The 21168-nt window shown below is 37.0% G+C and carries 24 protein-coding genes and 2 pseudogenes; 11 read left to right on the top strand and 15 right to left on the bottom strand.

The window, feature by feature from the left end:
• Window positions 1-57 precede the first annotated feature (57 nt).
• Entirely contained in the window at window positions 58-1293 is a 1236-nt protein-coding gene (locus ACFWDE_RS20210; RefSeq protein ID WP_377894272.1) for an ammonium transporter, read from the top strand.
• 120 nt (window positions 1294-1413) lie between these two features.
• On the opposite strand, the gene ACFWDE_RS20205 is transcribed toward ACFWDE_RS20210, so the two are convergent.
• The 12 genes and pseudogenes from ACFWDE_RS20205 to asnB form a co-directional block, all read right to left on the bottom strand.
• Window positions 1414-2055 carry a DUF1232 domain-containing protein gene (locus ACFWDE_RS20205; RefSeq protein WP_377894271.1) on the bottom strand — a complete coding sequence of 214 codons (642 nt, stop codon included), beginning with the start codon at window positions 2053-2055 and terminating at the stop codon, window positions 1414-1416.
• A gap of 176 nt (window positions 2056-2231) precedes the next feature.
• Window positions 2232-2468, bottom strand: a complete 237-nt coding sequence (locus ACFWDE_RS20200; protein ID WP_002149873.1) for a hypothetical protein — start codon at window positions 2466-2468, stop codon at window positions 2232-2234.
• Window positions 2469-2488: 20 nt separating this feature from the next.
• The gene (ytaF, locus tag ACFWDE_RS20195; RefSeq protein WP_219921139.1) at window positions 2489-3169 is read right to left on the bottom strand and encodes a sporulation membrane protein YtaF; all 681 of its coding nucleotides are present in this window, start codon (window positions 3167-3169) and stop codon (window positions 2489-2491) included.
• 52 nt (window positions 3170-3221) lie between these two features.
• Window positions 3222-3455, bottom strand: coding sequence for a hypothetical protein (locus ACFWDE_RS20190; protein WP_016094557.1), 234 nt, complete (start codon window positions 3453-3455; stop codon window positions 3222-3224).
• Window positions 3445-3747, bottom strand: a complete 303-nt coding sequence (locus ACFWDE_RS20185) for a hypothetical protein (protein ID WP_002087012.1) — start codon at window positions 3745-3747, stop codon at window positions 3445-3447. Before ACFWDE_RS20185 ends, ACFWDE_RS20190 begins: the two co-directional genes overlap by 11 nt.
• Before the next feature lie 13 nt (window positions 3748-3760).
• Window positions 3761-8350 carry a cation-translocating P-type ATPase gene (locus tag ACFWDE_RS20180; RefSeq protein WP_377894269.1) on the bottom strand — a complete coding sequence of 1530 codons (4590 nt, stop codon included), beginning with the start codon at window positions 8348-8350 and terminating at the stop codon, window positions 3761-3763.
• A 56-nt stretch (window positions 8351-8406) separates the two neighbouring features.
• Window positions 8407-8757 carry a YtxH domain-containing protein gene (locus ACFWDE_RS20175; RefSeq protein WP_377894267.1) on the bottom strand — a complete coding sequence of 117 codons (351 nt, stop codon included), beginning with the start codon at window positions 8755-8757 and terminating at the stop codon, window positions 8407-8409.
• 809 nt (window positions 8758-9566) lie between these two features.
• Complete coding sequence (locus ACFWDE_RS20170) at window positions 9567-9872, bottom strand: hypothetical protein (RefSeq protein WP_377894266.1); 306 nt, start codon at window positions 9870-9872, stop codon at window positions 9567-9569.
• Window positions 9873-9991: 119 nt separating this feature from the next.
• Window positions 9992-11458 carry a catalase KatB gene (katB, locus tag ACFWDE_RS20165; RefSeq protein WP_377894264.1) on the bottom strand — a complete coding sequence of 489 codons (1467 nt, stop codon included), beginning with the start codon at window positions 11456-11458 and terminating at the stop codon, window positions 9992-9994.
• A gap of 59 nt (window positions 11459-11517) precedes the next feature.
• Window positions 11518-11691: pseudogene (locus tag ACFWDE_RS20160) on the bottom strand (ferrochelatase); the annotation flags it as partial.
• A gap of 156 nt (window positions 11692-11847) precedes the next feature.
• Window positions 11848-12053: pseudogene (locus ACFWDE_RS20155) on the bottom strand (ferrochelatase); the annotation flags it as partial.
• A gap of 190 nt (window positions 12054-12243) precedes the next feature.
• The gene (gene asnB, locus ACFWDE_RS20150) at window positions 12244-14091 is read right to left on the bottom strand and encodes an asparagine synthase (glutamine-hydrolyzing) (RefSeq protein WP_002149882.1); all 1848 of its coding nucleotides are present in this window, start codon (window positions 14089-14091) and stop codon (window positions 12244-12246) included.
• A gap of 241 nt (window positions 14092-14332) precedes the next feature.
• Between asnB and ACFWDE_RS20145 the strand changes: the two genes are divergently transcribed.
• Window positions 14333-14887 (top strand): DUF2777 domain-containing protein, encoded by a 555-nt coding sequence (locus ACFWDE_RS20145; RefSeq protein WP_377894262.1) that lies wholly within the window; start codon window positions 14333-14335, stop codon window positions 14885-14887.
• 59 nt (window positions 14888-14946) lie between these two features.
• Here the strand turns inward: ACFWDE_RS20145 and ACFWDE_RS20140 are convergent, their stop codons facing one another.
• Window positions 14947-15312, bottom strand: coding sequence for a YisL family protein (locus tag ACFWDE_RS20140; RefSeq protein ID WP_377894259.1), 366 nt, complete (start codon window positions 15310-15312; stop codon window positions 14947-14949).
• Window positions 15313-15461: 149 nt separating this feature from the next.
• On the opposite strand from ACFWDE_RS20140, the gene rocD reads away from it, so the two are divergent.
• Both rocD and ACFWDE_RS20130 read left to right on the top strand, forming a co-directional pair.
• Window positions 15462-16652: an ornithine aminotransferase gene (gene rocD, locus ACFWDE_RS20135; RefSeq protein WP_377894257.1), complete on the top strand. Its 1191-nt coding sequence runs from the start codon at window positions 15462-15464 to the stop codon at window positions 16650-16652.
• A gap of 105 nt (window positions 16653-16757) precedes the next feature.
• The gene (locus ACFWDE_RS20130; RefSeq protein WP_377894255.1) at window positions 16758-17042 is read left to right on the top strand and encodes a hypothetical protein; all 285 of its coding nucleotides are present in this window, start codon (window positions 16758-16760) and stop codon (window positions 17040-17042) included.
• Between the two features lie 34 nt (window positions 17043-17076).
• Here ACFWDE_RS20130 and ACFWDE_RS20125 read toward each other — a convergent pair whose 3' ends face one another.
• Window positions 17077-17979, bottom strand: coding sequence for a fumarylacetoacetate hydrolase family protein (locus ACFWDE_RS20125; RefSeq protein WP_002158910.1), 903 nt, complete (start codon window positions 17977-17979; stop codon window positions 17077-17079).
• Between the two features lie 243 nt (window positions 17980-18222).
• Between ACFWDE_RS20125 and ACFWDE_RS20120 the strand changes: the two genes are divergently transcribed.
• The 7 genes from ACFWDE_RS20120 (at window position 18223) to gerPF (ending at window position 20480) form a co-directional block, all read left to right on the top strand.
• Window positions 18223-18402, top strand: a complete 180-nt coding sequence (locus ACFWDE_RS20120; protein ID WP_377894253.1) for an aspartyl-phosphate phosphatase Spo0E family protein — start codon at window positions 18223-18225, stop codon at window positions 18400-18402.
• A 96-nt stretch (window positions 18403-18498) separates the two neighbouring features.
• A complete protein-coding gene (gerPA, locus tag ACFWDE_RS20115; RefSeq protein ID WP_002149890.1) occupies window positions 18499-18720 on the top strand; it encodes a spore germination protein GerPA in 222 nt (73 codons plus the stop codon).
• Between the two features lie 14 nt (window positions 18721-18734).
• Entirely contained in the window at window positions 18735-18941 is a 207-nt protein-coding gene (gene gerPB, locus ACFWDE_RS20110) for a spore germination protein GerPB (protein ID WP_002149891.1), read from the top strand.
• Window positions 18942-19005: 64 nt separating this feature from the next.
• On the top strand, window positions 19006-19620 hold the full coding sequence (gerPC, locus tag ACFWDE_RS20105) for a spore germination protein GerPC (RefSeq protein WP_377894250.1): 615 nt from the start codon (window positions 19006-19008) through the stop codon (window positions 19618-19620).
• A gap of 6 nt (window positions 19621-19626) precedes the next feature.
• Window positions 19627-19821 (top strand): spore germination protein GerPD, encoded by a 195-nt coding sequence (gene gerPD, locus ACFWDE_RS20100; protein ID WP_002149893.1) that lies wholly within the window; start codon window positions 19627-19629, stop codon window positions 19819-19821.
• Between the two features lie 14 nt (window positions 19822-19835).
• Window positions 19836-20222, top strand: a complete 387-nt coding sequence (locus ACFWDE_RS20095; RefSeq protein WP_377894249.1) for a spore germination protein GerPE — start codon at window positions 19836-19838, stop codon at window positions 20220-20222.
• 42 nt (window positions 20223-20264) lie between these two features.
• Window positions 20265-20480: a spore germination protein GerPF gene (gerPF, locus tag ACFWDE_RS20090; RefSeq protein ID WP_001141570.1), complete on the top strand. Its 216-nt coding sequence runs from the start codon at window positions 20265-20267 to the stop codon at window positions 20478-20480.
• Between the two features lie 85 nt (window positions 20481-20565).
• Here the strand turns inward: gerPF and ACFWDE_RS20085 are convergent, their stop codons facing one another.
• Entirely contained in the window at window positions 20566-21051 is a 486-nt protein-coding gene (locus tag ACFWDE_RS20085; protein WP_002149902.1) for a hypothetical protein, read from the bottom strand.
• Window positions 21052-21168: the final 117 nt, after the last annotated feature.

Below are 21168 nucleotides of genomic sequence, written 5' to 3'. Positions count from 1 at the left end.
TGATATGAAACATAACAAGTCAATGTTATTTTTTCTAACATCATAGGAGGAGAGAGAATGAATACGGGAGATACAGTTTTTATTTTTGTAACGACAGTAATGGTCATGTTGATGACACCAGGATTGGCACTTTTTTATGGAGGTATGGTTCGCAGTAAAAACGTACTCAGCACAACAATGCACAGTTATAGCGCAATGGCTATCGTTTCGATTCAATGGATTGTTATCGGTTATTCTTTATCATTCGGACCAGATTGGCACGGACTTATCGGCAATCTCGATTGGTTCGGTCTAAACGGAGTTACCTACGCACCAAATCCAGACTACTCATCTACTATTCCTCACAATTTATTTATGATGTTCCAACTCATGTTCGCTATTTTAACTCCCGCTTTAATTTCAGGTGCATTCGCCGAAAGAATGCGATTTTCTGCCTTTCTTATTTTTATCCTTCTTTGGACAACAATCGTTTACAATCCTGTCGCTCATTGGGTATGGGGCGTTGGTGGATGGCTAAGAGAACTTGGCGCGTTAGACTTCGCTGGCGGTAATGTCGTTCATATCACATCTGGTGTTGCCGGTCTTGTATTAGCTATTTTCCTAGGAAAACGAAAAAACATAAGCGGCACCTCTCCTCACCATTTGCCATTTACGATGTTAGGCGCAGGCTTACTCTGGTTCGGCTGGTTCGGTTTTAACGTCGGTAGTGCATTATCTTTAAATGACGTAGCTTTAACTGCATTTATTAATACAAATATAGCCGCGGCTGCCTCAGCTCTAACTTGGATGCTTTCTGAATGGTTCTTCCAATCGAAGCCGACTGCGATGGGTGCTGCTTGCGGAGTTGTTTCTGGTTTAGTCGCAATTACGCCAGCTTGTGGATTCGTTACACCTTTCTCCGCTCTTCTTATCGGAGCAATTGGTGGTATATTATGCTTCAGCGCTGTCTTCTTCTTAAAAACAAAATTCGGATACGACGATACACTCGATGCCTTTGGATGCCACGGCATCGGAGGAACTTGGGGCGGTATTGCGACAGGACTATTTGCAACTACTACTGTAAACGGTGATGGTGCTAACGGTTTATTTTACGGAAATGCCGCGTTACTACTTAAACAACTTGTAGCAATCGGGGCAACATATGCATTCACGATCATAATGACGTACGCCATTATTAAAGCCATTAACTTTTTCCTCCCTGTTCGGGTAGATGAGCATGAGGAACATATGGGACTTGATATTTCGATGCACGGCGAGAAAGCTTATGAGTATGTAGAAAAATCCGCAAATTAAAACGAAAAAGGTGTACTCCGTTCTAACACGGGGTACACCTTTTTCGTATATTCATAACGATACAATTATCCCAAACTATTGGCATATAAATATCCTTATCTATCTATTCATATAAGCATCTTACCTTTTCATTAGTGCATTTAAAACGAGTTGTACCGCAACCGCATCATCTAAATAACCGATTGGAAATATATAATCCGGAATTACATCGACCGATAATATAAAGTAAATCAGCGCACTTCCCATTAAAGCAAGTTCTGCAGTCGTTCCCTTCTTCTTCATAAATCTCTCGTACAATTCTTTTAAATCATTAATAAACGGGCCAATACTGCTTACCTTTTGAATCTTTTCAAGAAACCCCTTTTCAATCGTTTCTTTCCCTTCTTCCGTTTGCGAATATTGTTCATAATTCGCCAATTGCTGCTCTACATTCGATATACTAAACTTTTGATCATAGAGCTGGGCGGATTCAAGTAAATACTCAATGTTATTAATGGAAACATGAATATCAGATTGTTCCTCCTGTTTTGTGTCAATAGAATAACCTGCCGCCACAAACAAATCACCAACCGGAACATCAAGGCTCTCTGCGAACTTTTGCAAATGCTTTGGATTCGCCTTTCGCTTGCCATTTACAATCATTGAAATGGTAGCAGTATCAATTTCAGTAAGCGAACTAAGTTTTCGCATCGATAAAGACTTTTCCTTAAGTAACTTTTTCAACAACAATCCAAGATTACTTTTTTCATTATCTTGAGACATATCTCATTCCCCTTTATTCACGAGAATAACCATAGTTATTATAAGAAAAATAACTACAACCTCTATACAATTCATATTAACAAATTTTTTTGACTATTTACAAGGTAGAAGTCTTTTATATGTTTACATTTTGTAAACAAAAAAGCTATCTTAAAAATTTAAGATAGCTTTTTAACTCATTTTAACCATTTCCGCAATAATAAAAATACACTACCGCAAATTACGTAAGAACTCACGAATGTAACAATTGCTATAAAAAATGAATGATGTAGCGAAAAGGTTAGTACCGTTAATGAGAAAGATACAAAGATTAAATCCAATAAAATAAAATACCCTGAACTTAAAACACTTTCTACTAATTGTAATTCCGACTCTAACTCCGAGTACTTTAGCCTTTTATACAGTAATCTCAATTTCACTCACCTTCTATGAATTAATCAAAAAATGCAGCAAACGCAATAACTAATAATAATGTTCCACTAATTAATGTACCAAACTGACCTAAAGTGAATTTACCGATGCGAACGTGAGCTATCTTTCTACCTAATGCAACTCCGCCCCATACTGTAATAAAACTACCCACTGCAGCTGCAATACAAATAGCAATTGGATTCAAACCGAATAAACCCGCTCCTAATCCATTTGTGAGCGCATTAGCAGACAAACCAATTCCAAGAAAAATAGATTCTGTAAAACCGATTTCCCCAGATTTACCGATATTTTTCGTCAAGCCATTTATTTCTGTGTCCGCCGCTTCGCCTTCAGTCTCTTGCACCGAAACCTTCCGAGGCATTGCTAGTAAAATGATTCGGAGGCCGATTATAACTAATAAGAACGAACCGATTACAACTGGCATAATCCCAGGTAAAATTTTTGACAGCCATAAGCCAAAATATATTCCTACTACACTAAATAAAAAGCAAATTACCGAAATAATAAAATTTGATAGATGACTAATTTTTATATTTCGAATGCCGTAAGAAATCCCTACCCCTAAGTTGTCAATACTTGATGAAAATGTTAGTGCTAATACCATCATCCATGCTGCCATTTCGTTCACCCCTTCGTATTGTTGAACGTTCCGGAAACTAACGTGACATACATAGCATGGAATATGAATAAGGGAGAAAATAACTCCCTATATCCCTTCCACTTAACAGCTCTTTTTAAAAACGAGGCAGAGTGAACCACTTCATTATATTCATGCGATTTACTTTCCCTTTTTCACGAACGGATTGAAAAATATCTCCCGTAAAAGATCCCATTTTACTAGAAATCTCTTTTTGCATCGCTTTATTTTCTGATGCCGCTTTTACACTTAAATCTAATGCCTGCTCAAAATGCTCTAACGCTTTTTCCAAATGATAATCTACATCTTTTTCTACAGCTTTATGCATCATGCTTAATCTCCTCCTCTTCATCTTGCGCTTGTTCAGCTGCCGCTTCTATAATTTCTTGTTCATCAGTAGTGTCATCTTCCACATAAGAAAGTTCTTTCTCAAATTGCTTTTGCATTCTATCCATTTTCGCTTCCACAATAATATCTTCCACTTCTTCTTTAATTGTTTCAAAAGTAGACTTCACACCTCTTGCTCCTGATTCAACAAGCGGACGAAGTGTATTTCTTACGACAGGTAATAAAGCCGCACTTGCTAACGCTAAAGTAGATCCAATAACAACTTTTCGTATCATTTTCATTGCTCCTTTACACTGTTTTTAATAATGCAGATTCAGAGACTACCGGTTTTACTAGATTATTATTCTTATATGAAACTAAATTAATAATAGGTTTCGAGATTTGAGACACTGTACCCGCTACAAGAAGAACAGGTATCCATTGCGTCAGTGTTAACGGAACGGTATGGAATATACGAGCTAACGGCGGTACATAAATAGCTGATAGTAATACGAGCCAAGACGTTCCTAATGCTGCAATAAAGAAACGATCTTTTGACCAATCACGCATCGTTTCTTCCGATCCCTCTTGTCTCCAAGAGAAAGTTTGAATGAGCTGTCCAGCAACTAAAGCCGCAAATGCTGATGTTTGTGCTACTGGAAGTGGCACTCCAACTGCTAAACTAATACCAAATACAGCGAGCGAGCCTACCCCAAGCAATACTCCTCTTGTCACAACTTTTTTGTACAAATCTTTATCAACAATATCTTGGCGTTTCGTTTGCTTCGTTTTGTTTCCAGGGTTTACAGCTAAAATCATCGCTGGTAAAGCATCGGTAATAAGATTCATTAATAAAATTTGAATTGGCACTAACGGAATTGGCATTCCTGCAATAACAGCAGCACTAGTCACTAACACTTCCGCTAAATTCCCCGTTAATAAACAACCAACTGCTTTACGAATATTTCCGATGATCGTTCTACCTTCTTTTACCCCTTCAACAATTGAACCGAAATGATCCTTCTTCAAAATCAAATCAGCGGCTTCTTTCGTAACTTCTGTTCCGGTTTGCCCCATCGCAATACCGATATTCGCCTTTTTTATAGCCGGTGTATCATTTACGCCATCTCCAGTCATCGCGACAATTTGACCATCAGCTTGGAAGGCAGTTACAATTCGTAATTTATGAGCCGGAGTCACACGAGCAAAAACAGATGTACTTTTCACAACTTCTTTTAATTCCTCATCTGCCATGTTATCAATTTCTAATCCCGTTAAAACACGATCTTCACGGTTCCAAATTCCAGTTTGTTTCGCAATCGAAATCGCCGTAGTCGGATGATCTCCCGTAATCATTACTGGCTTCACACCTAACTCAATCGCTTCACGAATACTCTCTTCCACTTCAGGTTTTGGCGGATCAATCATACCGACTAATCCAACAAAAGTAAGATCATCACTTTCGCCATTGCTGTATGCGAAACCTAATACTCTTAATGCCTGTTTTGCAAACTCTTCATTTTGTTGTAAAATAACTTCTTTTTGCTTATCACATAACGGATATATTTGACCGTTATCTTGATACCATTTACAACGAGTAAGAATTGCCTCTACAGAACCTTTCGAGAACTTATATAACTCTTCAGCATTACTCTCTTTACAAACAACACTCATAATTTTCGTCTCTGAATCAAAGGGTTCTTCATGATGACGTTCAAATGACGCCATATCTTCATGTAATGCACCCGCTTTAGAAGCCAAACTTAATAAAGCTCCCTCAGTCGGATCACCTTTCACAATCCATAGGTCATCTTCCTGCTCTAATTTACTATTGTTACAAAGGACACCAATTTGAAGAATACGAGATAAATCCGGATTTTCTAGTGGCATACTTTCCGTTTCATAATAAGTAGCCTCTTCTATATCCGTATCTACAGCAGCAGCAACTTTAGATGAAGTTACATCAGCAATCGCCCCTACTGGTTCATATCCATCACCCGTTACACTCCATAAACGATTCGGCGTAGCAATTACTTTAACCGTCATTTCATTTTTCGTAAGAGTTCCCGTTTTATCAGAACAAATTACCGTCGTTCTACCGAGCGTTTCTAAACTCGAAAGCTTCCGAACGAGTGCATTTTGCTTTTGCATACGGAATATACCCGCACTTAAAGCAATTGTGATCATAATTGGCAACCCTTCTGGAACAGCAGAGGCAGTAAGAGCAACCGACGTTGTGATCATTTGCGTAATTGGCAGTCCCCTTAGTAGCCCCGCCATAAGTACAAGACCACCAGCTACAAATGCTCCTTTAATAAATGTTTTACTAATAGATGTCACCTTTTGCTGCAATGGCGTAGGCTCTGTTTCCTCCCCTTTCATTAAGGAAATCATATAGCCCATCTCTGTACACATACCTGTTTCTACTACAATTGCTACCGCTTTACCACGTGTTACAGACGTCCCCATAAAGAGCATATTATTTCTTTCTGCTAACGAACATTTTTCTGGCATAGCGTCCGCTTTCTTTTCAACTGGAAGTGACTCTCCCGTTAACATCGCTTCGTTAATTTCTAAGTTCCAAGAGTTAACAACGCGAAGATCAGCAGGTACGCGGTCTCCCGCTTCCAGGCAGACAATATCTCCAGGAACGAGTTCACTACTTGATATTTCTATTTCTGCTTCTTCTCGTATTACTTTACAAACAGGAGCTCGGAATTGATTTAAAGCCTCAACTACCTTTTCCGCCTTCCGCTCTTGAAGCGTCCCAATTATTGCATTTACAACGAGAATTGTCCCCATCGCTAATCCATCAAACCAACCACCAGATATAACAGATAATCCGGCTGCTCCGAGTAAAATAAGCGATGTAAATTCTTTAAATTGACCCATAAACGATACAATCCAAGGAACTGACGGTTTCGGTTCAATTTGGTTCATTCCGTATTCTTCTTTTCGCATATTTACTTGTGCATCACTTAATCCATATTGCTTCTCAACTTGTAATCTATTCATCACTTTTTCTTGATTAAATGTATACCACGGAATTTGATCTTGTTTAGCAGGCATCACTTTTGGCTGAGAAGAATCCATTTTCGACAATTCTCCATAGGAAAATATCTTCTCACTCATTCTTTTCGCCCTAGATAAGAACGTTAACGATAAAGCATTTGCAAATAAGGCGATTACAGGTGCTGTGAATATAGACCAAACTGCTAACATCTCTCCCACCACATTCCACACTTTCGCTGCGCGGAAATGCTCATTCACCAACTTATTGATTCGGTTTGCATACGCTGTAGATTGTGGGATATTTTTTATTTCTTCAAACGGTATAGACGGAAAATCATTATTATGATCCGATGCAAATAATACCTCTTCTCCACTTGAGCGAAGCAATTTCACCCGTTTGGCAGCATCCCCCTGCTTCCAGCTATCATCCACGCCATAATGAGAAAGAATGTTACGATTTACATGTAAACTATTTTGCAAAACGCCTATACTCCACTTATTTTCATGTAATCCATTCACTACTTCTTTGAATTCAGGAATAATAGTAACCTTCGATCCAACTAATAAACCGAGGCATTTTTTATTTTTAGCGACGAACTGCACTTGAAAACCTTCTTTTTCAAGTCTCTTCACTTCCAGCTCATACGCACTTATATCTACACCATTTCGCTCGGCAAAATCTTTACTTCCGAAAAAGGAAGTTATCCCTTGGATTTCACCTTTTATCCCTTCATTCTCTATTTGAACTTCAAACGCTCTTCTTAACGTTCTTCCAGTTTGCGCCGCCTGTTGCATGACTTCTTCTTTCCATACATGCTCACTTTTCTCAATAAGAGAAGCGGCTGTGCACCAAACTTGCCCGTCATTTTCATCTTGTGAAATACAACTCATCCCCTCTGCTGAGGACTGGAATATACGAGATGTATCATCCAATACTATCGTTTTTGTTCGAGACAATTGCGATAACGACCCACCACTCGGAATGACATATCCTCTTTCTCTTGCAACAAGATCACCTTGTCGCCACGCATATTCTGCCGATGAGACAGCCGGTTTCGGATTAGCCGCTAATAAAACTGCCATTCCGCGCAAAGGATTTCTAGTGAAAGCCCAAGTTGCTCCACCAAAAATCATTCCCCATTTTGATTGTTTTTCACTATAGGCTTTAATCTCCGGAGAAAGGAGATTTTCTTTAAACACTTCATTTTCTTCGTTTATGTTTGCTTGACTACGCTTCCAGTTTAAGTAGTTTAATAGACTAAGACCGGCAAGCACGACAATATTCTCCCGTGCGAGCGCAAGTGCAAGTGTTCCTACACCAAGCACAAGATCAGAATTCACCTTTTTGCTAGCAACCATTTTTTTGAATCCTCGCTTCAGGAACGGATAACCCGTCACAACAGATAAAGCTCCAGATACATAAAAAAGACCAGGACTTCTAGCTAAGGCAGATCTACCCATAAATAATTGTTTTATGCCGAAAGCACCTAACCCAACAACCGAAAGCGCTAACGGTAACGGCACACCTTCATCCTTTTTGCTATGAACAGTGTCATTATTACGAGAAACTACACTAGATGAATAATCTATTAATTCCTCCTTTTCTTCACTGCTATTTGTACTAGTTTTCTTTCGCTTGGTCACTTGTTCTTCTATAAGTTGAATTATTTTGCAAATGTTATGTAGAGAGGTCTTGTTGATATCGTAAGTAATAAGGGCTCTTCCTGTAGAAATTGAGGGGCTTACTTGATAAATACCTTCCGCTTGACTAAATCGGTCTAATATCAAGTTCGCCATGTTCTTGTTGTGTTTTAACTTATAAATTTCAATTCGAATTCTTCCAGGTAACGATCGTATAAATCTCGTTTTTAATGATTTACTTTGCATCCCCATCCTCCTTATCGTCTTGAAGGAAGTAAAAAGCTGTATTACTCATGGAGTGATTAAGGAGTGACAGGCAGGTTTTCATAATCTATATTTTGCTCAGAATGATACGCATTTACACGAGAAAACCATTTTTCCTGGAATTTAGAAATTGTATTCGGAACAGCTTCGACCGCTCCTATAATTGGTGATACTGTTTTCACAGCTACTTTACGTGCCACTTCTTTCACTTTTGGCAAAGCTTCTTCCATTTCTGAACCAGCACTTTGAATTTGTTCCTTCGCACCAAGAAAAGCTGATACTGTTTTTACTGCAAGTTTTCGTAATCCCTTTCTCGCTTTTGGTGATGCCAATATAACCGCTGCTACCCCAACCGCTATACCAATTGGAGATTTCATAAATCGAAACATATTCATTTCTCCTCACTTAAAGTTATTTCGAATCTTTAAAACAAACAACTCATATACAACTAAGTAACCTTGTAAACCATTTCATCACATCCCTTATTTTGTAAAAAGTATATAAAGAGTATATATTTTTGTTTGTATTATTTCAACAATTTATTAGTTTTTTGTAAATTTTATGTTAATTCTGAAAATTATTTTGTAAATACTTCTATTTCTACGTAATGGGATAAGTAATATATTCCATAAACTTTTCTTACTCAATTGTTGAGATTTTGTTGAGAATTCATTTTGTATTTTTACAAATTATAAACAAGGACATGCACTTTTACGAAACAACTTTTATATACTATAAAAAAAACACTATAAGGAGTGATTTTCATGAGCTTCTCCTACTGGAAATACGCTATCCTCAATCACATCACTGTAAATTTCCGCACCTTCTTATTCAATATTACTGTCGCTATTTTAGGTGAAATCGCACTCTTTCTTGTCCTAAGTTTTATTCCAAAAAGACTTCATAAATTTTTCGCATAAAAAAGCCTGAGTTCCTATTGATGCAGAACTCAGGCCACTTAGTTTTATTAAGTAAAAAGAAATTATTACACTTATCGTTTTTGCTATATATCGAAATTGATACATATATTTTATTTGCACTTACACTCGTGTATACCCCATCTAGTATTACAGAAAATATATCAACGATTTTTTAAATATATCGATCGTTTCCTTCTATTATATCGACTTTTCGACACAACATATCGATTTATCTGCAAAATTCGACGTAACTCAAACGAGAAATACCTCTGCACAACTTATGAATCACCGTACTTCCTTTTGTTCAAGCTTAATATAATAAGAAATGCCACCGCTATTACAGCTAAAAAGCGAACTGGATTAAACGGCGTTCCTACTGTTTCATTAAATCGATGATAAATAAAAGGTATCATCTCAAGTACCATTAATCCCATTGCAATTTGAAACGTCTCAGCCATCGCTTTATTTTTTATAAAAGCAGCGCGTTCATCACCTTGTTTCCCGATTGCTATAAACATTTTTACAATAGCAAACACTACGAATAAAAATATACATGCAGCAATAATAAAAATAGCAACATTCATAAAATACACCTCTTTTATGTAAAACTTATTTGACAAGAGTATAACATTTTTTATACATCATCTAAAACATATTTTACACAAAAAGACGACCGGAAATTCTTCCAGTCGTCTTTTCCTATTTACTTCGGAGCATTCCCTACATATTGCGAAATATCTACATTTAATGCCCCAGCTAAACGCATTCCGTAGTCATGATCTGCACGGAAGAAGTTGCAAATAGCTAGTAATTTTGTGCGTTCATTTACATCTCTTAAGTCATTTGTTAAGTTCGCAATTAAGTTGTCTTGCTCTTCTTTAGAGAATGAACGGTAACGCTCACCTGCTTGTTTGAAATCATTTGGTTTGTCAATTTTTTCACGAGATACATAACCTTCTACTTTCATAGTTGAATCGCGGTAAGTTGGATCTTCAACCGGATTTTCTGTATGACGGCTCGGTTCATAGTTTACTGTAGATGGGTTTTGATTTACTTGCATCGCACCATCACGTTGTTGGTTACGAACAGCTGCGTATGGGCAGTTTACAGGAATCTGTAAGTAGTTAGCACCAAGGCGGTAACGCTGTGTATCTGGGTAAGAGAATAAGCGCCCTTGTAATAATTTATCTTCAGATGCTTCAATACCATTTATAGTTGCACTTGGAGTAAACGCCACTTGCTCTACTTCCGCAAAGAAGTTTTTCGGATTACGATTTAACGTCATTGTCCCTACTTCAATTAATGGGAAGCGATCTTCTGGCCAAACTTTCGTTGGATCTAATGGATCGAAATCTAAAGAATCCGTTTCATCTAGTTGCATTACTTGTACGTGTAAATCCCATTTCGGATGGTTTCCTTTTTCGATTGCATCGAATAAGTCACGAGTTGCATGATTGAAGTCTTTACCTTGTACTTGCTCTACTTCTTTCGCACTTAAGTTACGCACACCTTGCTGTGGTTTCCAATGATATTTAATGTAAACAATTTTACCTTCTGCATTAATCCATTTAAATGAATGTACGCCGAAACCTTCCATTTCACGGTAGTTTGCCGGTGTACCATAATCAGAAAATACCCATGTCATCATATGTGTAGATTCTGGAGTTAACGTCATGAAATCCCAGTAACGATCTGGTGTTTGAACATTTGTATCAGGTGCTGGCTTTAAAGAATGCACCATGTCAGGGAATTTAATTGCGTCACGAATGAAGAAAACAGGTAAATGGTTACCTACGATATCGTAGTTTCCTTCTTCTGTATAAAATTTAACAGCGAACCCGCGCGGATCACGAGCTGTTTCCGGAGAACCTTGACCATGAATAACCGTTGAAAAACGAACGAATACAGGTGTTTCAGTTCCTTCATTTTGTAAAAACGCTGCTTTCGTATATTGCTTCATGCTGTTTTTCGTTACGAATACACCGTGAGCACCTGCACCACGTGCATGCACAACACGCTCAGGAATACGTTCACGATCAAAGTGAGCAAGTTTTTCTACTAAATGATAGTCTTCTAACAATACCGGTCCACGGCGACCAGCCGTACGAGAGTTTTGATTATCTCCAACTGGAGCACCTTGGTTTGTTGTTAAGCGATTATTTGGATTCATCAAGGGGGATCCTCCTCTTTCTTTCGTAGTAATTATTATTTATTTAAAATTATTATAAACTAATTATTATTCAAAACTAGATCCTTGTCAACTATTTCCTTCATTTTTTTGGAAACAATTTCAGCTAAGCAATCAATAAATGCAGATTGTGCATTCGGCATATTTAGTCTAAAATATGTGACATTTAATTCATCATTTACAACTTTCCATTCATAATCGTTGTCATATAAAGTGAAACTTTAATCAGTGGGGGTTGTTCATCCCCCACTGATTATTAGCCCTCACCAATCGGGCATTTACGGGCAGCAGGGCTTCCACCTAACTTCTTTGCTCCAGCTGAATTTTGAGGTGGCAGTTTTACTGCCCGCAAATAGCGGGATAAAACTTCTAAATGGGGCAATATGTTTTAAACCTAAGTAACAAACAAATTCATACTCTGTAAACATTTTATTCATTGAATCTGTTAATTTATGCGCCTGCTCTTTCGTTATTTTTGCAAGCGATGAAATTCCACCAATCACTTTATACCGTCCGATTAAATCTTGGAGCACTTCTTCAGACAGCTTACACCGTGACGAATGTGAGTATACATCATCTATATAACACCTCAATTTTCGAAATGAGAATCTTTTTCAAGAATATTTGTTTCCAATTATAGCAAGCAATAATAAATACGTCAAAATAATAATTCTAAAAAGATATTATCTCTAATATGATTTTTAATTTTATATGATAATTCATTTAATAAAAAAGCGGCTCACATACATGTAAGCCGCCCTTTTCCCTTATTCTTTAATATTTACCCCATACTCTTTAAACCAAACATGAATTTGCGCTAAATGCGCTAAAAGTTGAGGGCCTGTCATTAATTGACCGAACCATGGCGTTTGAAATGCACTTCCGCCTGATTGGATCAATCCGTTCAATTGCTCTTTATCGAACAATTCATGCAAAATCGATCCTTTATCCGTTAATAAATCTTGGAGCCATACTGTTACTGCTTTCGTATAGTGCGGATTATGCGTTTTCGGATACGGGCTTTTCTTTCTATACAATATATCATTTGGAAGCAATCCTTCTAACGCCTTACGCAATAGACCTTTTTCGCGGTTTTTATACATTTTCATTTCCCAAGGAATATTCCACGCATATTCGACAAGTCGGTGGTCCGCAAATGGAACGCGTACTTCTAAACTTGCCCCCATACTCATACGATCTTTTCTGTCTAATAACGTTGTCATAAACCATACCATGTTTAAATAAAATAATTGTCGTCTCTTCGCTTCTAATGGGCTTTCTCCCTCTAAAATAGGAACTTCTTGAATCGATTCTTCATAGCGTTGTTGCACATATTGTTGTAAATTTAATTTATTTCTCCATTCTTTCTTTAGAAGTTGTTCACGCGCTTCTGTAGAACGCATCCACGGAAATGCACTTGATTGTAAATCATCTTCTCTATAAAACCACGGATAACCACCGAATATTTCATCTGCACATTCTCCAGATAATCCGACGACAAAATCTTGTTTTATTTCACGGCAAAACCATAATAATGACGAATCAATATCTGCCATACCAGGCAAATCACGAACGAGTACTGCTTCTGTTAAATACTGTGCTAGTTGTTCATTAGAAATGACGCAACGATGGTGGATTGTTTGAAATGTCTCTGTCATTAAATTAATAAATGGAGCATCTGAATTCGGCTGAAACGCATTCGCTTTAAAGTATTTTTCGTTATCTTCATAGTCAACAGAATACGTGTGTAATTGCCCTTTTCCTGATCTTTCATACTCTTTTGCAGCTATTGCTGTTATAGCACTTGAATCTACACCGCCTGATAAAAAAGTGCATAGTGGTACGTCAGAAACTAATTGTCTCGTAATCGCATCTTGTAATAAAAAACGAGTTTTCTCTACTGTTTCTTCAAATGAATCTTCATGTTTTTTACTTTCCACATTCCAATATCTCCATATGCATAAACCGTCTTTTGAGAACGTCATTGCATGACCCGGGCGCAGTTCTTGAATACCAGCATATATACCGTGACCAGGTGTTCTAGATGGGCCAAGGCCGAATATTTCCGATAATCCTTCTAACGTTACTTCCGCCTTCACATCTGGATGCGCTAGTATCGCTTTTAATTCTGAACCAAATAATAATCGTCCGCTATCATATTTATAAAAAAGCGGTTTTACACCTAATCTATCTCTCGCAATAAAGACTCGTTCATTTTTCTCATCCCATACTGCAAACGCATATATGCCGTTTAAATGATCAACACATTCTTCTTTCCATTCAATATAAGAGGCCAATAGTACTTCTGTATCGGAATGCCCTTTAAATGTATAACCTCTTCTTAATAACTCTTTGCGAATATCTTCTGTATTGTAGAGCTCTCCGTTATAGCAAATCGCATAACTAGTTTCATCTTTCAAACAAGTCATGGGTTGTTTACCACCTTCAGGATCCACAACGATTAACCGTTTATGCCCAAATGCGACGTTCCCTTTAATCCAAACTTTATTATCATCTGGACCGCGTTTCGCTAGCGTTTCCGCCATCTTCGTCACGATGTCCCTTTCCCCTTCTAATGAGCGTTTATAATCCACCCATCCTGTAATCCCGCACATAAAATCATCCTTCCTAATCTAATATCTGTTTCTGAACGTGCAGTAATCCCCACCCTATGAGTGCGGATACATAAAAACAACAAACTTGACGATAACTAACTATCCATATATGGAATAGCAGTTTCACAGTGTAAAGCGTGTTTTATTGTATGCCCATCTCTCTTTAGGTGTGTCTAGTTATAAAGAACGTACGAACTGTCCATAACAAGAATAACTATTTCTATAAAAGGAGAAATGAACTATGGTACAACGCAAACATATTTTGTATAACCAACCGCGCGCTCATACAGTCGGTAATGTCGAATATATAAACAATGAATGGGTATTCTTTGATGATGAAAATGATGAGGCTTTTCTATTAGAAGATATTGCCGAAGATGGTTTTGAAATTTTATATAACAACAATTGGCTACCAGCTCGTTTTTATGAACAAGACATATTACAAATTGCAAATGAACAACATTCTCTCCAAAACGGGGAAATGATACGAATTCGAAAAAAATTACTTCTTAGCTATCATGAATGGCTTGAAGAGTTACCTGACTCTGTCTTTACATTATTAACCGAATCATTGCAATCGCTTAATTACTCTTTATATGATTGCATGTATTGTCATAATTATTTATCATTCTTACCGAAAGATGAAGCATGCGAAGGAGTAAATATTCTTTTGTTCGATAACGACGAAATGATTTGTACATTGCAACATCATTTCGTACGCCACTCTTCCTCTAATAAAAATATTTTGCGATTTACGAAAGTAAACGGAGAAGAGTTGCATCTCGATGCAATATAAAATAAAAAAACCACCTTATCTCCCAAATACTTGAGATCATAAGGTGGTTTTATTTTCAATTAAAATACTTTCCATCCAATTGGTAATTTCAAACCAAGATAAAATACCGCTACAAGTGCGATAACAAATAATCCCCAAAATGCCCCTGTTGCCTTGTTCTTGCTCATTTTCACAAGAACCATTTCCATTCCAGCGATTACTAAAATACCAGCTAACATTTTTAAACCATACCACATGTGCATGCTACCTGTTGCTGTCTTCACAATACTCATGTACAACATGAAGCCTGTCACAATAATGATAATGTACATAAGGCGAAGCCCCATATGTACACCTTTACCTTTTCTTCCTGCTGAATAAAGTGAATACGCAACGAAGAATAAAATTAATCCTAACGCCCATGCTGTAATATGCATATGTACCATCGTATCCCTGCCTCCTCTTTTCACACTTTTTCACTCTATATGATAACATGTTCATTTATTTTCAGGAAATGTTTCGCTTTTTTATATTTAAATGCTATAATATTTAGAGTATTTACAAACTTCTTGTAATAACAAAAGGGGGAACAATCATGATTCAAACTAAGGATATTATCGAACTTACAGACACATACGGAGCAAATAACTACCATCCACTTCCAATCGTTATTTCTAAAGCAGAAGGCGTTTGGGTAGAAGATCCTGAAGGAAACCGCTATATGGACTTATTAAGTGCATATTCTGCAGTAAACCAAGGTCATCGTCATCCAAAAATCATTAACGCTTTAATTGACCAAGCTAATCGAGTTACGTTAACTTCTCGTGCTTTCCATAGCGATCAATTAGGTCCTTGGTACGAAAAAGTTGCGAAACTAACAAATAAAAATATGGTACTTCCTATGAATACAGGCGCAGAGGCTGTTGAAACTGCAATTAAAACAGCTCGTCGCTGGGCTTACGATGTGAAAAAGGTAGAAGCAAACCGTGCAGAAATCATCGTTTGTGAAGATAACTTCCACGGACGTACGATGGGTGCTGTTTCTATGTCATCAAACGAAGAGTACAAGCGTGGCTTCGGTCCAATGCTTCCTGGCATTATTGTAATTCCTTACGGTGATTTAGAAGCATTAAAAGCTGCGATTACACCAAATACAGCAGCATTTATTTTAGAGCCAATTCAAGGTGAAGCAGGAATTAACATTCCACCAGCTGGTTTCTTAAAAGAAGCTCTTGAAGTATGTAAAAAAGAAAACGTTTTATTCGTAGCAGATGAAATCCAAACAGGCTTAGGCCGTACTGGTAAAGTATTTGCTTGCGACTGGGACAATGTAACTCCTGACATGTACATACTTGGTAAAGCACTTGGCGGCGGCGTATTCCCAATCTCTTGTGTTGCAGCAAACAGCGATATTTTAGGCGTATTCGAGCCAGGTTCTCACGGTTCTACATTCGGTGGTAACCCACTTGCATGTGCTGTTTCTATCGCAGCTCTTGAAGTATTAGAAGAAGAAAAATTAACAGAGCGTTCTCTTCAATTAGGAGAAAAACTAGTTGGGCAATTAAAAGAAATTGATAACCCAATGATTACTGACATTCGCGGTAAAGGTTTATTCATCGGTATCGAATTAAACGAGGCAGCTCGTCCTTACTGTGAACAACTAAAAGCAGCTGGGCTATTATGTAAAGAAACACACGAAAACGTAATTCGTATTGCACCACCTCTAGTAATCTCTGAAGAAGATTTAGAGTGGGCATTCCAAAAAATTAAAGCTGTACTATCTTAATCATAGTGAGGTTGTCCTAAATATAGGACAACCTCTTTCTTTTTTTAGTAATTTACCGTAAAATAAAATTGAATATTCTGCTTTTTGTTAAAAAGGGGGGACTGCATGCTTTTGAAATACGGTAAACACATTAACTATTTAGCTACAATTTTTATTTCTATGACACTCATCGGCTTCATATTATCTACAACTCTACTCAGTCATTATTCAACTCCTAATACATTCACACTACTTAAAACATCATTTTGGACTGCTGTTTTCCTTACAATTATCGGTTTTGGCCGTGAGAGAAGCGCACTTGCAGTTATGCTAATTGGAATTTGCACTTTAGCATTAATCGGATTGTATATTTTCGCCATTATAGATTACTCCGTTAATCCACGCCCATAGAAAAGAGCTATCTTTTCACAAGATAGCCCTTTTCTCATTTCACTATATTTCTTAGCGTACCAATTCCCTCTACTGTAACAACAACTTCATCACCAGCATGCAAAAACTTCGGTGGTGTAAAACCTTTACCAACACCAGCTGGTGTCCCTGTTGCAATGATATCTCCTGGCTCTAATGTCATACCTTTACTTATAGTTGAAATAATTTCTTCTACTGAAAAAATCATTTCTCTCGTATTTGAAGTTTGCCTTACTTCTCCATTTACCACTGTTTCAATGTGTAATGCATTCGGCGTTCTAACCATCGATTTATGAATTAAATACGGTCCCATCGGACAAAATGTATCAAAACTTTTCCCTAGGAAAAATTGTTTATGTTTTCTTTGAATATCCCGAGCAGTTACATCATTTATAACTGTATATCCAAAAACATGGTCAAGAGCTTTTTCTATTTTTATTTGTTTCCCTCGCTTACCGATAACGATTGCTAGTTCACCTTCGTAATCAAGTTCATTCGTTGCGTGAGGGTGACCATTAATTTGTTCATCAATTCCGATAACTGTTGTTGGCGCCTTTGTAAAAATCATTATATTTTCAGGGATAGACTCTACTCCGCCCATTTCTACCGCATGCTCACGATAGTTTTTTCCAACGCACAAAATATTCTTTCTTGGCCTTGGAATCGGTGCTAATATTTTCACCTCTGCTAACGGATAATACGCCGATCCCGCATTTTCCTTCGCCCAATTTACAATGTCGCACACTTTCTCAAGACATTCGCTTCCTCTTTCAATACACTCTAACATGGTAATTGGGATAGTAACCTTTTCCCCTTTTTGTCTTTGCGCTTCTCTTAAATGTAATACCTTTTCTTCCTCTTCATCCACAATACCTACAAATACCTTTTCTTCTTTCTTCGCCGTTACAAAACGCAACATTCCCACTCTCCATCCTAAAACTCATACCTTATAATTGTATTCGCATCCTTAAGAAAAAAACCTTCTCACGCACGCTAATGTTTACAATATTCCTCCCTTCTTACATTCGTTCCTCACCCTTCATTTGACATAAAATGTAGAAATTATACTTTTTTTGGCGAAGATGTTTCTTTTTTATGGAATTTTTGTATAATATGTACTACATATATACATAAAATTTATTGAGAGATGGAGCCGATTTCAATGTTTGAGCAAGCTATCGAAAAAAAACGCGAAAAAATGATCTATTTTGCTGAACGCTACGGAATGACTTCTCAAAAAACAGTGAATTGTAGCCAGGAACTGGACAGGCTCTTAAATGTTGTTTGGCCTATACACACAGATTGCACACACACTCAAATGTTCGAAACACATGCGCAATAACGCATGTGTTTCTTTTATTTCAAAAAAATACACATTTTATTGAAAACGCCCATACAATAGTAGAAAAGAAAATTTTAAAAACGAAAGGTGTTTTGTATGCCAGCTATGGTCGGACATATTCGTATCGTTAATATTGGATCAAGTGGTATTTTTCATATTGGAGATGTATTTGCGATTAGGCCTATTAGTTATTCACGCGCTTTTGCCGGAGCCGGTTCATTTAATGTTGGGGATAACATCTCTGTCTACAATTATCAAAGCTCAACGACTGTCAATGATTCAGATGTAATTGATCAAGCAATAATCGGTTCGAACTAAAGGAGGCGATTGCATTGAATTTTTATGTGAACCAAAGTATCATCATTAACAGCATTAAAATCGATAGCATTACGACCTCTTCCGTTTTTCAAATTGGAACTGCAGGTAGTATTAAGGCTCTTTCTAAATTCTCAAATTCTGGCGGATTTACAGAACCTCTTCGCCCTTTAAGTGCGAAAGGACAAATTATTTCTATTAAACCTTCAACTAGTTCTTCTTAGACCATCCTTATCATAAATATATAGCAGTACTATCCCCTCCCTATTGAAAAGGAGGTTTCACAAAATGAATCAAGATATATACACTTACCTACACCAACTTCAGCAAGCTCTCCAAATACAGCAGCAAACTATTCTAAATCTCGAAGAACAAGTTCGCCTACTACAAGAAGAGCTTAATGATTTAAAAAGTCGCCCCTCCTCTTCTATAGGAAAAGTGGAATATAAATTCGATCAATTAAAAGTAGAAAATTTAAACGGTACTTTAAATATTGGCTTGAATCCATTTTCAACAAAAGGGCAACAAATTGAAGATTTTCAAGTAGATACAGAAACATTAAAAGTAAATCCTGAAACAGAAACAAATCCAGACTTTTATCAAGGTATCCTTCAAGAAATGCATCGCTATTTAGATGAAGAAGCATATAGTCGAATTCTCCATTTTGAACAAGAAGAGAGAACGCCGCTTGATGAGATGTATCGACAAATGATGGTGGATGACATAAAAAAACAGATGGAACATAGACTTCCGTATTATTTATCACAAGTTCAATCGTATGAGGGTATCTCCTCAGATCCCGATTATTTACGAGACGTCATTATTCAAGCAATGAAACAAGATATTGACAAAGCTTTTCTTTCCTTTATTCAACACATACCAGGCAATTTCCGAAAGGAGTAAGTATGTATGAATTTAAATGTTGTAAACCGCGAATTAAAAGTAGGGCAGATTAAAATGAACGGGGTTTCTTCTTCCTCATTATTTTTAATTGGAGATGCAAATTTTCTCATCCTTTCTTCAATTCTTGATACGCCATTCGAATCCGTTACAGAGGGACCATTTGTACCATTAGTGACAGATGTCCCTCCGACTCCAGGTTGAGGAGAGGAAAAATTATGCTTCGTCATACTTCAATTGTACAAAATGTTTCTATCATTTCTATGGGGGTTGCAGCCGTCTTCCAGGCCGGGGATGCTAATCAAATAGAATTAAAAAATAGAGCGCTTATCGTTCACCGAGAAATCCCTTGTTATATAAAAGGTGAAGGTCGTTTTGATGCGTTTGAAATCTTTACAGATGAACACATTACAATTCCAAAGCGAACAACAGATGTAAAAATGAATATTGTAAATGAGTGCCCTTTTATTGAAGTAAATGATGTTCACTTGCGAACACTTTTAAATTCCGCGTGCTTCCAAATCGGCAATGTTGACTATGTTTTTAATAATTCTCGTACGCTACAAATCCGCCAATTTATTACTGATGAACCTTCCTCTAAATAATTCATATAGTAATTAAAAAGCTTAGTAAAGTAGGTGGATGGTATGCCTTCGGTTGTAGGAAATCTCGTCGTTCAAAACAGTAACGGCTCTTTCAACTTAGGAGATTTTTATAACGTATCTCCGAAAGAAAATACGAAAGCTTATAACGGATCTGGGGCTTCCAATGTCGGATTTGTCGTCAATACTTTTAGCGGCGTTAGTGCAACAAATACATTTGATTCTGATGTGGCAGATCAAGATCAGATTGGAACAGCGTAAAAAAGAAACAGCCTTAGCTCTATATTGTGTAGAGCTAGGGCTGTTTCTTCTATTAAAGATAATTTTAATTCAAGCTTATATTCTTTTAATATAGCATTCTTCCTTCTTTATATGCATTTTGATATGTCTCATCATTTATCTGTGTAACATCAGTATGGAACAGTTCCTCCCTAACAGCATCGAATAACTCCTTACATATGTTAGGAAATTCACTTTCCCATCTTTCTCTTTCATCCAACTCCATCAGTGATTCAACAATAACAAGATAAATATTCGGAAATTGCCTCTCAATCTTAGGAGCGTACTTTAGAAATCCCTTTAAATACATATCAAAATGATGACAATCATACTCCTGAGTGCCTGTATAAAATGGAAACCCACTTTCATCTTCCCACTCTAGGAGAATTCCCCAAAATGCTAACAATGAACCTGATCGATATCTCAATTTACTATCATTAAAGTGTTTATAATAAGGGTATAACAATCTATCGCACCAATCTAAATCGATTATACCACCCATATCTTTTATTTCATTACGTAATAAATCTAATTTCTCTTTAATGGGATCCATGCACATTCCCCTTCAATTGTTTATTCCCACACAGATATATACCTCTTATGATATTTACTCTCTTTATAAAATGAAAATAAATTTATTATATTTTAAAAGCTCAAACAAGCACAACCC

The sequence above is a fragment of the Bacillus sp. NPDC060175 genome (assembly GCF_042728695.1).
Classification (GTDB): domain Bacteria; phylum Bacillota; class Bacilli; order Bacillales; family Bacillaceae_G; genus Bacillus_A.
Note: the sequence above shows the minus strand (reverse complement) of the source record. Positions and strands in the feature narration are given on the sequence as shown.

Bases quoted from the DNA above. Each gene is read 5' to 3' on its own strand.
- ACFWDE_RS20210 (WP_377894272.1), top strand. From the start codon at position 58: ATGAATACGGGAGATACAGTTTTTATTTTTGTAACGACAGTAATGGTC.
- ACFWDE_RS20205 (WP_377894271.1), bottom strand. From the start codon at position 2,055: ATGTCTCAAGATAATGAAAAAAGTAATCTTGGATTGTTGTTGAAAAAG.
- ACFWDE_RS20190 (WP_016094557.1), bottom strand. From the start codon at position 3,455: ATGATGCATAAAGCTGTAGAAAAAGATGTAGATTATCATTTGGAAAAA.
- ACFWDE_RS20185 (WP_002087012.1), bottom strand. From the start codon at position 3,747: ATGATACGAAAAGTTGTTATTGGATCTACTTTAGCGTTAGCAAGTGCG.
- ACFWDE_RS20180 (WP_377894269.1), bottom strand. From the start codon at position 8,350: ATGCAAAGTAAATCATTAAAAACGAGATTTATACGATCGTTACCTGGA.
- ACFWDE_RS20175 (WP_377894267.1), bottom strand. From the start codon at position 8,757: ATGTTTCGATTTATGAAATCTCCAATTGGTATAGCGGTTGGGGTAGCA.
- ACFWDE_RS20170 (WP_377894266.1), bottom strand. From the start codon at position 9,872: ATGAATGTTGCTATTTTTATTATTGCTGCATGTATATTTTTATTCGTA.
- katB (WP_377894264.1), bottom strand. From the start codon at position 11,458: ATGAATCCAAATAATCGCTTAACAACAAACCAAGGTGCTCCAGTTGGA.
- asnB (WP_002149882.1), bottom strand. From the start codon at position 14,091: ATGTGCGGGATTACAGGATGGGTGGATTATAAACGCTCATTAGAAGGG.
- ACFWDE_RS20145 (WP_377894262.1), top strand. From the start codon at position 14,333: ATGGTACAACGCAAACATATTTTGTATAACCAACCGCGCGCTCATACA.
- ACFWDE_RS20140 (WP_377894259.1), bottom strand. From the start codon at position 15,312: ATGGTACATATGCATATTACAGCATGGGCGTTAGGATTAATTTTATTC.
- rocD (WP_377894257.1), top strand. From the start codon at position 15,462: ATGATTCAAACTAAGGATATTATCGAACTTACAGACACATACGGAGCA.
- ACFWDE_RS20130 (WP_377894255.1), top strand. From the start codon at position 16,758: ATGCTTTTGAAATACGGTAAACACATTAACTATTTAGCTACAATTTTT.
- ACFWDE_RS20125 (WP_002158910.1), bottom strand. From the start codon at position 17,979: ATGTTGCGTTTTGTAACGGCGAAGAAAGAAGAAAAGGTATTTGTAGGT.
- ACFWDE_RS20120 (WP_377894253.1), top strand. From the start codon at position 18,223: ATGTTTGAGCAAGCTATCGAAAAAAAACGCGAAAAAATGATCTATTTT.
- gerPA (WP_002149890.1), top strand. From the start codon at position 18,499: ATGCCAGCTATGGTCGGACATATTCGTATCGTTAATATTGGATCAAGT.
- gerPC (WP_377894250.1), top strand. From the start codon at position 19,006: ATGAATCAAGATATATACACTTACCTACACCAACTTCAGCAAGCTCTC.
- gerPD (WP_002149893.1), top strand. From the start codon at position 19,627: ATGAATTTAAATGTTGTAAACCGCGAATTAAAAGTAGGGCAGATTAAA.
- ACFWDE_RS20095 (WP_377894249.1), top strand. From the start codon at position 19,836: ATGCTTCGTCATACTTCAATTGTACAAAATGTTTCTATCATTTCTATG.
- gerPF (WP_001141570.1), top strand. From the start codon at position 20,265: ATGCCTTCGGTTGTAGGAAATCTCGTCGTTCAAAACAGTAACGGCTCT.
- ACFWDE_RS20085 (WP_002149902.1), bottom strand. From the start codon at position 21,051: ATGGATCCCATTAAAGAGAAATTAGATTTATTACGTAATGAAATAAAA.